This is a genomic window from Stenotrophomonas sp. CFBP 13718, from assembly GCF_014842145.1.
Classification (GTDB): domain Bacteria; phylum Pseudomonadota; class Gammaproteobacteria; order Xanthomonadales; family Xanthomonadaceae; genus Stenotrophomonas.
The window spans coordinates 58,367-72,990 of sequence record NZ_JACYVC010000001.1 but is presented as its reverse complement, the minus strand read 5'-3'; the positions used below and the strand labels follow the sequence as shown (position 1 = coordinate 72,990).

Genomic DNA, 14,624 nt, shown 5'->3' with positions numbered 1-14,624 from the left:
GTCGCCTCCTCAGGCTGTGGTTGTGCGTCCCAGGCCGTGCGTGGCCAGGAACCTTTCAGCGGTACGAAGCCCAAGCGCCATCTGGGTGAGTGCTGGATTGGCTGCCAGTGCGCTGGGGAAGGTCGAGTTGTCGCAGATATAGAGATTGGCGATGTCGAAACTGCGACCGTCCGGGTCCACCACCGCGTGCTCCCGGGACGTGCCCATCCGGCAGGTGCCCAAGGTATGGGCCGAGCGTTCGGCACTGAAGATCCCGCTGGCACCGGCGGCCTGCCAGATCGAGGTGAGCGTGCGCGTGGCATGCACGTTCAACGCCGTTTCATTGGTGCCGTAGCTGAAATCGATGCGCGCCTTGCGCTGACCGAACGCGTCGGTTTCGTCGGACAGGTAGAGCCGATTTGCTGCCTGCGGCAGGCAGTCGCCGTTGATGCCGATGCCTGCCAGCCGCCGATAACGCTGTAGTGTGCGAACCAACGCCGCGCCCCACAGTTCCGCACCCCGGGCGAGCGTGGTGGCCAGGGTCACCGGCTGCACGCCCAGACTCTGTACCAGATAGCCACCGACGAACGCGGCGGCGTCCGGGCGCAGTTGATCTTCGCTGATCATGGACGACGGGTAGCCGCGGTTCATGCACATGTCGGCGTCGAACTCGCCCCAGACCTGGGTTGCCACGTGGGCCATGAAATTACGCCCGACCTGTCCGCTGCCGTTGGCCAGGCCAAGGTTGAGCAGCAGGCGCGGGGTTTCAATGCCGCCGGCACACAGGAACACGGCGGCACAGCGCTGACGCTGCTCGACGCCGTCCTGGTGGTAGACCACGCCAGTGACGCGGCCACGTGCGTCGCGTTCGATATCCGTGACGCGGCAACTGCTGCGCAGCTGCGCGCCGAACGCGCGGGCGCGTGGCAGCCACGTGGTGTCCATGCTGGTCTTGGCGCCGTTGCTGCAGCCCTGGTGGCAGGCACCGCAGTTGTTGCAGGCACTGCGCGTGCCGAAGCCGGGCTGCTCACGCGAACGCGTCACCAAAGCCGCAGGCGCGTCCGTGGCCTGAATACCCAGTGCCGCGCAACCACGCTGCATCGCCTGCGCCGAGGCATTGCGCAAGGGCGGCGGATAGGCATAGTGACGCGTGGTGTCCCACGGATAGTGGGCAGGTCCGGCTACGCCGATGAACGATTCCACGCGCTGGATGTAGGCGCTGAGGTCCGCGTGGGCGATGGGCCAGTCTTCGCCCTGTCCGGTCAACGTCTTCAGCTGCATGTCGCGGGCATCGGGTCGCGGACAGAACGCGCCCCAATGCAGCGTCGAACCGCCCAGTCCGGTGCCGGAATTGTTGGGGCCGAACGCGGTGGGCGTACTGCCGCCGCTCAGCCGTTCTTCCATCCAGTAGATGCCGGTGGTGAGTTCATCGGCCAGATGATCTTCAGAGTCGAATGCGGCGCCGGCTTCCAGCACGACGACCGACAGCCCGGCTTCCGCCAACCGTGCGGCCAGCGGCGCGCCCCCTGCCCCACTGCCGATGACCACTGCATCGACCGGGTGCAACGGCGTGGCCTGCATCATGGGCGTGCTCCCCGCAGTTGCCAGTCCTCGCCGTGGTCGGCCTCGGTATGCGTGTAGCCCAGGCTGTGCCGGCCGTCGCCGCCCACCGCAAAGCCGTCGTAACCCATCAGCGCAAAGGTGGATGGCAGGCTGGTCCAGGTGCGCACCACGGTGGCGCGCGCGTCTTCGAACCAGTGCGCAAGCTGCGCCGTGCTGAACGCGCTGTCCGGCGCAAGAGGATGCTCACCCCGTGCTATCGCCGTCAGCAGCGCGGCCTGGCCGCTGGTCGGCAGGTCGCCGAAATCCATCTGCTGCAGCATGTCCAGCCCGGTTTTCCATGCGGCCACGTCGGCAGGCAGGTCGGCGAAACGCCAGCCGTCGCCTTCCTCGTTGGCCAGGGCGATGTCGATCCGGCGCGCCAGATCCAGGCCATCGGCCTGCCCATCCAGGACGGCCGCCGCCAATGCGCCAAGCACGGCACGCTGCCCGTCGGAGAGCACTCCGCGGGCATCCGGCGCTGGCCCGGCATGGCGCTGCAACAGCCGACTGCGCATGCGCGGGACCACCCGGTTGCTGTTGAGCAGGCGCATGAAGTCATCGGGCAGGCGCCGTGCCTGGCTGCGTTCTACCTGCAGGGTGATCAGCCGCGCCACGTCGTGCGGAGCTTCATAGGGCAACAGGTGCGCCGCACCGGGGATGCACTCCAACGTGGCCGCTGGGTAGTGCGGTAGGTTGAGCCGACGTTGCGCGTCCGCACCCAGGTCACCGTCCTCAGCGCCGGCCATGATCAGTGCGGGTACGTGAAGCGTTCCTGCCGCATCGGCGACATCCTGGCGGCTGCCACGCAGCAGCCACGCCGCCCACGCCTCCGGCTGCGACCGCAGCACGTCGGCGATGGCACGTTCGCGCAACGCGGGCGGCAGCATGGATGCCGCGTTGTTGTCCACGAACGTCTCCGCATGCTGACGCTGGGGCGCACCGCTGCCAAACCAGGCCAGCATCTCCGCGCGCCGCGCCGGATCCATCGGCTCAGGCGACGGCGGGGAGGCTGCGATCAGGATCACACCCCCCAGTCCGGCCAATCCCAGCAGCCCATCGCGTGACCTCGCCGCCGCAAGCGTGGCGATCTTTCCGCCCATGCTGTGACCGATGGCGAACCAGCAGGGCGGCGCACGGTCTGCCACTTCCGCACAGAACCAGTCCGTCAGCGCAATCACATCCAGGCGTCCTGCGCTTGGCGTGGTTCCAAAACCGGGTACGTCCAGGGCCACGCACTCGAACTGTGGCTCCAGGGTGGCGATCACATCCCGCCATTCGTCTCGGCTTGCGCCCAATGCGTGCAGAAAAAAAAGAGTGGGCCGCTGCATGAAAAATCCGCCATATCCGGTTCCGGAGCATGCGTGGCATCGCGTCTGCTTTGCGTGCAGAAAAGCGTGTACGCGCTGCATGCGCAGCGGCTCGCCACCCTGCCGGAATCGAGCAACCGCATCACGCTCCGCGGGCGCTCGTCCACGGCCGTGCGAAAGTAGAACCGGTGCCTGCGGGCGAGGCGTAAGCAGATGCGGGGAGCGCTTGCCGAACACGCCACGCAGCCGTCACAGGCGCACGCGCATAACGTGCCAATGCCGTTGCAGCCGGGCACCCCGCCCCTCCCCGCGAGCCCCCCGTGACCCCAACGCCCTCTGCTCCCTCTGCTTCGCATACGCCCGCACGGGGTCTCGATGGGCTGAATTTTTTCCTTGCCGATGTCCGCGACGGACTAGGGCCGTATCTGGCCATCTATCTGCTGGCGGTGCACAAGTGGGAGCCGGCCAGCATCGGCGTGGTGATGACCGTCGCAGGGCTTGCTGCGTTGCTGACGCAGACGCCCGCCGGGGCGTTGATGGACCGGATCAACGGCAAGCGCGCGGCAGTAGTGATCGCCGCCTTGGTGGTGACGGTCAGCTGCGTGGTCTTGCCGTGGATCACCTCGTTCACTTTGGTCGCGCTTACCCAGGCAATCAGCGCGGTGGCCGGGACGATCTTCGCACCGGCCATTGCCGCGCTGTCGCTGGGCATTGGCGGTCAACGCGCGTTTGCCCGCCGCATGGGCCGGAACGAAACCTTCAACCACGCCGGTAACGCGGTCGCGGCCGTGCTGGCCGGTGGCCTGGCGTATGTCGGTGGGCCGGTGGTGGTGTTCTATCTGATGGCGGTGATGACACTGGCCAGTGTCGGCGCCGTGTTGATGATTCCGGCCGCCGCCATCGACCATCAGCAGGCGCGCGGCCTGTCAGCCGCGACGTCCGCGCCGGCCGCGCCCGCTGGGATCATGCATCTGCTGCACAACCGTACGCTGGTGATTCTTGCAGCGTGCTGTGCGCTGTTCCATCTGGCCAACGCGGCGATGCTGCCGCTGGTCGGGCAGAAGTTGTCGCAGTCCAGCCCGCATCTGGCCACCACCCTCACCGCTGCCTGCATCGTGGCGGCGCAGCTGGTGATGGTGCCGGCTGCCCTGCTGGTCGGCGCCCGCGCTGACCGCTGGGGCCGCCGCCCTCTGCTGCTGATCGCCTTCTTCATCCTGCCGATCCGCGGCGTGTTGTATCCCCTGTCCGATGCACCGTACTGGCTGCTGGGCGTGCAGCTGCTTGATGGCATTGGCGCCGGGATCTTCGGCGCACTGCTGCCGGAGATCGTCAGCGACCTGACCCAAGGAACCGGCCGCTTCAACGTCACCCTCGGCGCTGTCTCCACCGCGTTCGGCGTGGGTGCGGCCTTCAGCCCCGGTCTGGCGGGCGTGATCGTGCAGTTCGCCGGCTACGATGCCGCCTTCCTCAGCCTGGCCGCGATTGCAGCATTGGCGTGCGTGCTGGCCCTTGCGATGCCAGAGACCAGCCGGGTGGGTTCCGGGTAGCGCCGAGCCAGGCTCGGCGAGCGCAGCGGGCAGTCCGCGGAGAACAGCCGAATGCCAAGAGCAGCCGGCTGAAGCCGGCTCTACCGTGAGCTCGACCGTCAGTGCCGCCAGCGGGAAGGTATCGGCCGGTAGCGCCGAGCCATGCTCGGCGAGCGAAGCGGGCCGTTGGCGGGGAGCAGCCGACTGCGAAGAGCAGCCGGCTGAAGCCGGCTCTACCGTGGGCACCACCATCGCGTCTCCACACATGACAACGTAACGTGACATGTCAAATGCGAATGGTTCGTGATACGATTGTTAAGGAAGCTTGAAATACCCCACACGGATGTCCCAGCCATCGCCAGCGGACCCTCTCTTTCAGGAGTACTGCGTCGATGTTGTCCCCCTCCCCCCTTTCCCGCTTCACGGTGGCCGCCCTGTCGGTCGCCGTCGGTCTTGTCATCACCGCCCAGGCCCATGCCGAGGCCAGCGCCGACGCCGCGTCGGCCAAGCAGATGGACACCGTGGTGGTCACCGCTACGGGCGCCCAGCAGTGGATCCGCGATGCGCCCGCCAGCATCAGCGTGATCACCCGCGAGGAGATCGAACGCAAGCCGGTCAGCAGCATCGGCCAACTGCTCAGCACCGTCCCCGGGGTCACCGGTGGCTACGCGCTGTCGGGTGCGCAATCGAAGATCAAACTGCGCGGCCTGCCCGAGCAGTACACCCTGATCCTCATCGACGGCCGCCGCCAAGGCAATTCGTCGGGCGTGAACTATCGTGACGACCTCGGACCGCAGGATCTCAACTGGCTCTCGCCGGACATGATCGAGCGCATCGAAGTGGTACGCGGGCCGATGTCCTCGTTGTACGGCTCCGATGCCATGGGTGGGGTGATCAACATCATCACCCGCAAGATCGCCAACGAATGGGGCGGCTCGGTCACCTACAACTACAGCAAGCCCGACTCGGACACGCGCGGCAACACGACCCAGATGGGCGCGCTGTTCAGTGGTCCGCTGACGCCGAACCTCGGTCTGCGCGTGGGCGCCAATGTGACCAACCGCGAATCCGACACCGGCGCGCGGCAGACACCCGGCAACAAGGCGCAGAACTACAACGCCCTGCTCAACTGGCGCATCAACGATGACCACACGGTAGGCGTCGAGGCATCGCGTGGCGAGCAGCGCAACACCGGGGCCGGTGCCGTCGGCGCATGGGGCTTGTCCAAGCTGGTGCAGACCGGCTACGTGGTGATGCACGACGGCCGGTACGGCGATGCGTCCACGTCCAAGACCACGTTGGTGCAGAACGACTACGAAGACAAGGGCAGTACCGTCGGCAACCATGCCAAGGAGACCGTGTTCGATACCGCTTTCACCCGCAGCTTCGACTGGGGCTTCGAACAGAACATCAACGTCGGGGGCCAGTGGAAGCGCGAGCAGCTTGAGAACAACAACACCATCGGCACCGTGCCGGTGACCTGGACCGGTACGGGACGTATCAGTCCGACCGCAGAAGCCGATTCGTGGGCGTTGTTCGCCGAAGACCACATCACCCTGCACGAGCGTTTCATCCTGACGGTGGGGCTGCGCTGGGACAACACCGACAACTACGACGACAACCTGAGCCCGCGCATCTACGGCGTGTGGCATCCGGCGGATGCGTGGACGATCCGTGGTGGTGTCTCGGAAGGCTTCCGCGCGCCCACCTTGAAGCAGGGCACGGCCGGTGCGGCGACCCAGAGCGGCGGCAATGGCTGCACCGCGCTGACCGCCGAGGGGTGGACCAACCGCTCGGTCAGTGCCGATGGCACTACCGGCTGCTATATGGCCGGCAACCCGGACCTGGAACCGGAGACCAGCACCAACTACGAGATCGGCGTGGGCTTCGACCAGGGCGGCTGGTCCGCATCGGCAACCTACTTCCTGACCGATTTCGACGACAAGATCCAGCAGGTACCGCTGCGCGAGATTCCCGGCCAGTCCACCAGCTTCGTCAACGGATTCTGGTGGACGGTGGCGCAGAACGTGCAGAAGGCACGCACCCGTGGCGTGGAAGCCAGCGTCACCGTGCCCCTGCATGATCGTCTGAGCTGGACCACCAACGCCACGCGCATGCTGGAATCGAAGAACCGCAGCACCGGCGCCAGCCTGCTGGTGGTGCCCAAGATCACCGGCAACACCTCGTTGGACTGGCAGGTCACCGATGCGTGGTCGTTGAACCTGAGCGCGCAGCACATCGGCGAGCAGCTGGTGTCGGCCACCAGTGCGACCTTCGCCAAGGCCTATACCACGGTGGACCTGGTGACCGGGTTCGACGTCAATGAGAGTCTGACCCTGCGCGCCGGCGTACTGAACGTCGGCGATGTATCGACCATCGAAGAAGGCAACAACTACGACGGTGGCGCACGGACGTTCTTCGTGGGTGCAACAGCGCGGTTCTGACCGGGATCGGGGCGTGCACGCGGTGGGTAGCGCCGAGCCACGCTCGGCGAGCGCGCAGCGCGGCGCCTTTGCTCTCCCGCCGAGCACGGCTCGGCGCTACGACGGCAACGTGCGCGGTCTGGTAGCGCCGAGCCACGCTCGGCGAGCGCGCAGCGCGGCGCCTTTGTTTTGCCGCCGAGCCCGGCTCGGCGCTACGGCGGCAACGGCCTGACGGCCAGCGGCCGTCACTACCGACGGCAGCGCACGCTGTTGGTTGTCTTTGTCTTTCCGATCCGGAGGGGTTGCCCCCCCAGCGCGTCGCCGTTACAGCGTGTAGCTGATCTCGGCGCCGATGATGCGTGGATTGTCGATCGGGCCGTAGTAATTGCCGTCGCGACCGAAGGCCAGGTTGTCGAAGATCAAGCCGTTGATGCGGCGCTTGTCGGTCAGGTTCTGCACGAAGACGCGTGTGCTCCAGGGGCCGTGCACATAGCCTACCTGCACGCCCAGGATGGCCACGGCGGGCTGAAACGCGCGATTACGCTCGTCGAGCGCACTCGAACCGGTGAACGCCGATTCCACCCGTGCAAACAGGCCGGACGGATGTTGATAACGGGCTGCCACGTAGCCGGTGTAATGCGGGGTGAGCTTGACCCGGTTGCCTGCGAGGTTCTCGTTGGCCGACGCCTGCAGGGCGGTGTATTTCGCATCCACGTAACCGGCGTTGGCGGTAAGGGTCAGCGCGGGGGTGATCGCGTAGGCGCCCTCCAGTTCTGCGCCCCGTGAGCGGATCGACGCATCGGACCCTACGTAGTCCGAAGAGATCGGCCGGCCATCGGCATCCACGGCCAGCTGAATTTCCTGCCAGTTGTCGGAGGTGATGTGGAACACCGCGCCGCCCACATGACCACGCCCTGCGCCGATGTTCATCTTGAAGCCCAGTTCGTGGCTCCACATCATTTCCGATTCGTAGCGCAGCACTTTCGCGTTGATGACATCGCTCTGTGCCGCCGCCAGGTTGAAGCCACCCGGTATGTAGCCCTTGGCAGAGGCTGCGTAGAACGCCAGATCCTCACTGGCGTCATACCGCAGCGATACGCGCGGCAGCGTCGCACTGAAGGTGTGGGCGAGTGCGGCGTCGCGGTAGCGCACCACCCCGCCGGCTGCCAGGTCGAGTGAACCGGCGCGCTGCTCGGTGGAGCGCCGTGCCTGTTCGTGGCGCAGACCCACGCTGGCGGTCAGTTCGGGCAGCGTCGGCAGGCGGTAGCTGGCAGTGGCGAAGGCGCTGTAGTCCTCACCCTTGGCGGTCTGCCGCGGGGCAAGGTGGTAGCTGTCCAGTCCGCGGGTGATGGGGCCGACGAAGGTGCCCAGTACCGAGTCCTTGTGGGTGCGGTAGGTCGATACGCCGGCCATCCAGGTAAAGGGCCGGTCATCGAGCGAGCTGAAGCGTGCCTCGGCGTTCCAGGCTGTCTGCTCGTCATGGATGCGCCCGGCGAGTGCAGCGCTTTGCGTCATGTCGAAGTCATAGCCGGCCGAGGTGTCTTCCTGGGTACGGTAAGAAGTGGCAAGGTCCACCGTGCCGGTCGCCAACTGCCACTGCGCGCTGGCACCGGCCACGCTCTCGTCGTTCTCCGTGCGCTTGGGGGCGTCGTTGATGTAGGTGAAGTCGCCCGCGCGGCGACCGCCGTTGAGCGCTTCCCCATACGTGCGGTTGTACAGGCCCACGTCCAAGGGCAGGTACTCGTACTCGAACATGCCCGGTGCCCGCGTGCGCAGATGGTAGGCCAGCGCATTGACGATCACATAATCGCTGGGTCGCCAGCGCAGCTTTCCCTGCAGGTAACCCTCACCGACCTGGCCGCGGGTACCGCCGAAGGGGGTCAGGTTGCGCAGATAGCTGTCGTCGTCCGATGCCATGAAGGCCACCGAGCCGGACAGGTCGCCGCCGGGTCGCAACGGTCCGGCGAGAAAGCCGTCCAGGCTGTTACCGTTGCCATTGCCGAACCACGTGCTGCGCAGGGTGAGCTCACCCTCTGGCGTATCAGAGGGCCCGCGCGTGCGCACCAGAACCAGCCCCGATTCGCTGTTGGCACCGTACAGCGTGCCCTGTGGGCCGCGCAGTACTTCCACCGATTCGACTTGGTTGAGCACGGCATTGCTGAGTTCACGGAACGGAATCCCGTCGATGTAGACCGATGCGCGGTTGACCAGGAAGGGATTGGATTCGATCCCGCGGATCGAGATGAACATGTCGCTCAACTGGCCCATGGCGTTGAACTTCACGTTGGGTGCCAGCTTGTCCAGGTCGCGGAAGTCGACCACGCCAGCCTCTTTCAGCGCTTGCCGGTCAAGCACGGTCACGGATAAATCGCTTTTCAGGTACGGCGTATCGCGCTTGGATCCGGTCACACGCACGCCGTCCAGTGTGGTGGCGTCCTGGGCGGCGGCGGAGTGTGCAAGCAGGATCAGGCTGGCGGCGATCGCAGCAGCCAAGGAAGCGGGGGCGTTCAAAGGAGGCCTCACAGGAGAATGGACAGACGTCGAAAACAGACTGTTATGATGTAACAATTCACCGGGGCCGCTACTCCATATGCACGCGCAGGACTCCATTCGCGGCACGCTGATGTCATTGGCCGAGGTACTGCAGCGGGAGGCCCTCGCAGCGCCGCTGGCGGTGACCTCCAGCGCCGATGGAGCGATCGCACTGATACGCCATCGGTTCGAGGCAAGCGAAGGTGCGATGGGTCGGCCGGCCCAGCTTCGCCTGGCGCTTGCCGTCGGCGGTGGTGGACGCCTGCTGCAGCGCGCCTCTGGACGTCAGGCACTGGATGCCCGCTGGTCGGTAGGCCAGTTCAACGTGGTGCTGCCGGGACAGGCCGGCAGTTACGTGAGCCCTGCTCTGGAGGTGGTGGGTCTGGCGGTTGACTGGGCGGCGCTGTGTCAGCCCCCTTTTGCTGCGGCAGAGTTGGATCCCTTGGCAATGACGCTGCACCGTGACGCCACCGTCAGCGCCCTGCTGCACGCGCTGTGGGCGGCGGCTGAAGGCGGCGTGCTGTCCGATGCGCTGCTGCACGCGGGCGCAATGGCCGTGCTGCAGCGGTTGGCCCAGCTCGCGCAGCAGACCCAGCGCTCCTTGAAGGTGGTGCGTCCGCTGAGTGCGCTGCAGGTGCAGGCCCTGCTTGCTTATATCGATGCATCACGCGATGGCCGCCCGACGGTGACAGCGATGGCCACTGCACTGGGCATGCCCACGTCGCGTTTCGGTCGGGCGTTGCGGGCGGCGACCGGGCTCTCGCCGTACACCTTCCTCACCCATCACCGCATGCAGTGGGCCCGCACCGAACTGCTGCGAGGCTGCAGTGTCACGGCGGTCGCGCAGTCGGCGGGCTACGCAAATGCGAGCAAGTTCTCCGCCGCCTTCCGTCGCGTGGTCGGTCACGCGCCATCCATCTGCCGGAATCTGCAGGGCTGAGCACCGCAGCCCGATGCAGCATGACGATGCCAGTGGCGTTAGGCGCATGTAATGTTATAACATCCGTTGCTGGATGGTTCACGTCGCGATGTGCCGGATCTTCCAGTACCGGCTATCGCACTGCGCCGCCCAACTCTTTCGCCACTGCATGCCCAGAACGGGCAATGGAAACCGCATGACGTCTACCCGTACCACGCTCGCTGCGCATATCGCGCTCGCCCTGTTCGCCAGCGGTGTCATCGCACCGCAGGCCCGCGCCGATGCTGCGCTCCGCCCGTCCGCCGCCACGCTCGATGCCGTCCATGTAACCGGCATGATCGAAGACGCCAGCAAGATCGCCTCGCCGGTCAGCGTGATCCGTGCCGAGAAGATCCAGCAGGCCGGTGGCAACCTGGGCGAAGTGCTCGACGGCCTGCCGGGCGTCCGCGTGGATTCCTTCGGCGCCGGTGCCGGACGGCCGGTCATCCGCGGGCAGACCGCACCGCGGGTGAAAGTGCTCTCCGACAGTTCGTCCGTGCTGGATGCATCTGACATCTCCCCTGACCATGCCGTCACCGTTGATCCGCTGATGGGCGAGCGCATTGAAGTGCTGCGTGGTCCGGCCACCCTGTTGTATGGCGGCGGTGCCATTGGCGGTGTGGTCAACGTACTGGACAACAAGATCCCCAGCCGCCTGCCGGACAACGGCCTGGAAGGCCGCCTGCTGGTCCGCGGCAACACGGTAGCCAATGAGCGTGTGGGGGCGGCCTCGGTAACCGGTCAGATCGGCGGTTCCAACCTGGTGCTGCACGCCGAAGGCTCCTACAAGGACGCAGATGATTACCGTGCGCCGGATCTTGCCGAGTCACGGGTGGATGCCACCTTCAGTCGCTCCAGCAACGGCAGCGTCGGTGCCAGCTGGGTGACCGACAACGGCTACGTCGGTCTTTCCTATTCGTATCGCGAGGACAAATATGGCCTGCCCGGCCACAGCCATGAGTACGAAGGCTGCCACCCCCACGGCAGCGCGCTGCATTGTGGTTCGCACGAACACGGCGCGGAAGACGACCACGACCATGCGCACGAACACGATCACGAGCACGTCGCGGCCATCGACCTGACCAGCAAGCGGATCGACCTGCGCGGCGAGTACAGCGACCCGTTCCCCGGCATCAGCCGCATCCGTTTCCGTGCCAACCACACCGACTACCAGCATGACGAGATCGATGGCGAGGAAGTAACCACCACCTTCGCCAACAAGGGCTACGACAGCCGCATCGAGCTGGAGCACGTGCCATTGGGGCCGTGGACCGGGGTGTTCGGCATCCAGCACGCCGACACCACCTTCAGTGCACAAGGGATCGAAGCGTTCCTGCCGACCGTCGACACGCGCACCACCGGTCTGTTTCTGGTGGAGCACGTCGAATTGAACGAACACTGGCATTTCGAGCTCGGCGCGCGGCATGAGTGGTTGCAGCACCAGCCGCAGGCCGATGTCCGCAACCGCCCGACCTTCGATGACACCGCCACTTCGTACTCGGGTGCGGCGATCTGGTCGTTCCGTCCGGATGTATCGCTGACCTTCGCATTATCGCGGTCACAGCGCCTGCCGCACGCGCAGGAGCTGTACGCGCGCGGCATCCACATGGCCACCAATACCTACGAGTGCGGCTTGCTGCGCAGCGCGCTGACCTGCGGTGGCGCAGCCAATGATGCCGGCCTGGACAAGGAGACCTCGCGCAATGCCGAGCTCACCCTGCGCAAGACCGAAGGACCGCTGACCTTCAGCGTAGGCGCCTTCGCCAACAACGTGGACAACTACATCTACGCCCGCACCCTCGACCAGTACGAAGCCTTCCGGCTGATCAAATACACCCAGGCCGACGTGGAGTTCCGCGGGGTGGAGGCGGAGGTCGGCTATCAGTTCACCGACGCCTTCTCGGCCAGCCTGTTCGGTGACCGCACCCGGGCGCGCTTTGCCGATGGCGGCAACGTGCCGCGCATCCCGGCGGCGCGCTTCGGTGGACGCGCCAACCTGGTAGTGGGCCAGTTCGACGGCGAACTGGAACTGTACCGGGTCAACCGACAGACCCACATCGACGACTTCGAAATGGAAACTCCGTCGTACGACATGGTCAACCTGACCATTGCGTATACCCTGCCCCACCACAACAGCCAGGTCTTCCTGCGCGGCAGCAATCTGATGGACGAGCAGGTCTGGAACCATGCCTCGTTCCTCGCCAACACGGTGCCGCAGCCGGGACGCAACGTCAGCGTCGGCTTCAGCTACCGCTTCTGACGATGGCTCAGACCCTGTATGACCGGGTCGCCACGCTCCACGGCCACCGGCCGTGGGGCGCGGTCCTAGACGCCGGCACCGGTCCCGCCTCGATCCGCTGGCTGGAGTCGCTGGACACCCAGCGCTGGACGGCGGTGACCGGCTCGGAGCAGATGCTGCAGAAGACCACGCAGGCCCTGCATCTGTCCCCCCGCGCTGACGATCGCCTGGTGGTGGGCAACTGGATGGATCCGCAGCTGTTGGCCGGCGAGCACTACGACGTGGTGCTCGCCGACTATCTGCTGGGAGCGGTCGAAGGTTTTGCGCCTTACTGGCAGGATCGCTTGTTCCCGCGCCTGCGGCCCTTGGTGGGCAAGCGCCTGTACATGATCGGGCTGCAGCCTTACGTGCATGGTCAGCCCGATACCGAGGCCGGGCGCATGGTCAACGACATCGGGCGCCTGCGCGATGCCTGCCTGTTGATGGCCGGTGACAGCCCGTATCGCGAGTACCCGCTGGACTGGGCCTTGCGCAGCCTGGAGGCCGCCGGTTTCCGCATCATCGATGCACAGCTCGTGGCCATCACTTACGGCAGCCGATTCATCGAGAGCCAGTTGGCCATGTGTTCGCAGGCGGCAGGCAAGCTGCCAGACCGCACCTTGGCCGTCGCATTGCTGCGTCATGTCGCCGACCTGCAGGCGCGCGCACTGGCGCTGGCCCGGCAGCGTGGTGGGCTGGCACATGGCCATGATTACGTGGTGGTGGCCGAGCCCGCATGACCCATCGGCCGGTCCATCGGAGTTCCTTCCCTCGTCGCACCTGCCGTCGCCCCGACAGGAGATTCCATGCCGCTTGCCCTGCCCCCCACATCGCCGCCCCACCGCCCCGCTGTCGCGGCGCTGGACAATGAGCGCATCCGCACGATCCATCGGCTGGTGCAGCAACGGGGCCAGCGGCTGACCTCGGCCCGGCTCAGGGTGCTGCACATCCTGGCGGGGGCCGATGGCCCGCTGAAGGCCTACGCCGTATTGGATGAGATCCGGCGGACCTTGCCCGGAACCGGACCCACCGCGGTCTATCGTGCGATGGAGTTCCTGCAGTTCCACGGCTGGGCGGTGAAATTGAACTCGATCAATGCCTATCTGTTCCTGCCGCCCGGCACGCCGGGCAATTGCACGTTCCTGGTCTGCGACACGTGCACCAGCGTCGCAATGCTGCGGTCCGCTCCGCTGGAACCGGGATGGGTTGCGGCATCGCGCCACCTCGGCTTTGTTCCGGCCACACACGCGGTGGAGATTTCCGGCCGCTGCGCGCAGTGCGTCAGCCAACGTGCTGCAGGGGGCGATCCGCGCTGAGACGCGGGGTGGGCTGCGCCACGGGGGTCACCGTTTCCGGGGCCAGCGCGTTGGCAATCACGCTGGCGAACGCATCCACCGCGGCCCAGTCGGTGAACTCGGTGGCCGTGGCAGGATCGGTGGGGCCGCCGGTGAGTTTCATGATCAGGCGGATCACCGTCGCATCGAAGAACCCATACTGCGGGTAGTCGATTTTACCGGCGAACACCGCGATGCCGTCCGGCGTCCATCCGGTGCGGGCGAGGAATGGCGCCACGTAAGGGTTGCCCTGCGGCGTACGCTTCGTGGCCTTGCGGGCTATCGCGCTGACGGAGAAAAAAAAGCCGCGCGCGGCGCTGATCTGCGCACCGTTGGCGCGGACAAATGCGGCCAGCCGCGCGTGATGGCGACCGTGACGGATGCTGCCGCCGACCACGATGGCATCGAAGCGTGTCAGATCCAGGCCAGACGCATCGAACGCTGTGACAAGGTCGATTCCGTGACCTGCCCGGCGCAGTCGCTGCGACAGCACGCCGGCGATGCGCGCGGTATGTCCATGGGTGGATGCGTAGACAATCAGTGCGTTACCCATGCTCATCCGTGCGTGACCGGGTGGACGTCGGACCCGTACCGCGAGCGACCCAAGGCGGTAGTTTACCGGGGCACCGCCAGCCGGCCCTGCGACAAACCGCCGCAACGCGGTGTCACGCCATCCATGGCGACG

10 protein-coding genes are annotated in these 14,624 nt (G+C 66.2%); 6 read left to right on the top strand and 4 right to left on the bottom strand.

Translation table 11 applies throughout. From position 1 onward, the window contains the following. Positions 1-9: 9 nt before the first annotated feature. Positions 10-1,563, bottom strand: a complete 1,554-nt coding sequence (locus tag IFT58_RS00305; protein WP_192093607.1) for a GMC family oxidoreductase — start codon at positions 1,561-1,563, stop codon at positions 10-12. Next, the gene (locus IFT58_RS00300; RefSeq protein ID WP_192093606.1) at positions 1,560-2,909 is read right to left on the bottom strand and encodes an alpha/beta hydrolase; all 1,350 of its coding nucleotides are present in this window, start codon (positions 2,907-2,909) and stop codon (positions 1,560-1,562) included. The genes IFT58_RS00305 and IFT58_RS00300 overlap by 4 nt, the downstream gene beginning before the upstream one ends. Positions 2,910-3,208: 299 nt before the next feature. Here IFT58_RS00300 and IFT58_RS00295 point away from each other — a divergent pair, with 299 nt between their 5' ends. Both IFT58_RS00295 and IFT58_RS00290 read left to right on the top strand, forming a co-directional pair. After that, entirely contained in the window at positions 3,209-4,435 is a 1,227-nt protein-coding gene (locus tag IFT58_RS00295; protein ID WP_192093605.1) for an MFS transporter, read from the top strand. 371 nt (positions 4,436-4,806) lie between these two features. Continuing rightward, positions 4,807-6,858, top strand: a complete 2,052-nt coding sequence (locus tag IFT58_RS00290; protein ID WP_192093604.1) for a TonB-dependent receptor — start codon at positions 4,807-4,809, stop codon at positions 6,856-6,858. Positions 6,859-7,161: 303 nt separating this feature from the next. On the opposite strand, the gene IFT58_RS00285 is transcribed toward IFT58_RS00290, so the two are convergent. Continuing rightward, positions 7,162-9,348 (bottom strand): TonB-dependent receptor, encoded by a 2,187-nt coding sequence (locus IFT58_RS00285; protein ID WP_249404978.1) that lies wholly within the window; start codon positions 9,346-9,348, stop codon positions 7,162-7,164. 79 nt (positions 9,349-9,427) lie between these two features. On the opposite strand from IFT58_RS00285, the gene IFT58_RS00280 reads away from it, so the two are divergent. From IFT58_RS00280 to IFT58_RS00265, 4 genes are all read left to right on the top strand, one after another. Then, entirely contained in the window at positions 9,428-10,309 is an 882-nt protein-coding gene (locus tag IFT58_RS00280) for an AraC family transcriptional regulator (RefSeq protein WP_249405549.1), read from the top strand. 175 nt (positions 10,310-10,484) lie between these two features. Continuing rightward, a complete protein-coding gene (locus IFT58_RS00275) occupies positions 10,485-12,587 on the top strand; it encodes a TonB-dependent receptor (RefSeq protein ID WP_192093603.1) in 2,103 nt (700 codons plus the stop codon). Positions 12,588-12,589: 2 nt separating this feature from the next. Continuing rightward, the gene (locus IFT58_RS00270) at positions 12,590-13,345 is read left to right on the top strand and encodes a class I SAM-dependent methyltransferase (protein WP_192079520.1); all 756 of its coding nucleotides are present in this window, start codon (positions 12,590-12,592) and stop codon (positions 13,343-13,345) included. 66 nt (positions 13,346-13,411) lie between these two features. After that, the gene (locus tag IFT58_RS00265) at positions 13,412-13,921 is read left to right on the top strand and encodes a transcriptional repressor (protein ID WP_192079522.1); all 510 of its coding nucleotides are present in this window, start codon (positions 13,412-13,414) and stop codon (positions 13,919-13,921) included. Here IFT58_RS00265 and hemG read toward each other — a convergent pair. Further along, entirely contained in the window at positions 13,887-14,492 is a 606-nt protein-coding gene (gene hemG, locus IFT58_RS00260) for a menaquinone-dependent protoporphyrinogen IX dehydrogenase (protein WP_192079524.1), read from the bottom strand. The two genes, IFT58_RS00265 and hemG, sit on opposite strands and share 35 nt — an antisense overlap. Positions 14,493-14,624 lie beyond the last annotated feature (132 nt).

What these genes read in the sequence shown, in the direction of transcription:
- IFT58_RS00305 (WP_192093607.1), bottom strand. Translation starts at nt 1,563, where the DNA reads ATGATGCAGGCCACGCCGTTGCACCCGGTCGATGCAGTGGTCATCGGC.
- IFT58_RS00300 (WP_192093606.1), bottom strand. Translation starts at nt 2,909, where the DNA reads ATGCAGCGGCCCACTCTTTTTTTTCTGCACGCATTGGGCGCAAGCCGA.
- IFT58_RS00290 (WP_192093604.1), top strand. Translation starts at nt 4,807, where the DNA reads ATGTTGTCCCCCTCCCCCCTTTCCCGCTTCACGGTGGCCGCCCTGTCG.
- IFT58_RS00280 (WP_249405549.1), top strand. Translation starts at nt 9,428, where the DNA reads ATGCACGCGCAGGACTCCATTCGCGGCACGCTGATGTCATTGGCCGAG.
- IFT58_RS00275 (WP_192093603.1), top strand. Translation starts at nt 10,485, where the DNA reads ATGACGTCTACCCGTACCACGCTCGCTGCGCATATCGCGCTCGCCCTG.
- IFT58_RS00270 (WP_192079520.1), top strand. Translation starts at nt 12,590, where the DNA reads ATGGCTCAGACCCTGTATGACCGGGTCGCCACGCTCCACGGCCACCGG.
- IFT58_RS00265 (WP_192079522.1), top strand. Translation starts at nt 13,412, where the DNA reads ATGCCGCTTGCCCTGCCCCCCACATCGCCGCCCCACCGCCCCGCTGTC.
- hemG (WP_192079524.1), bottom strand. Translation starts at nt 14,492, where the DNA reads ATGGGTAACGCACTGATTGTCTACGCATCCACCCATGGACATACCGCG.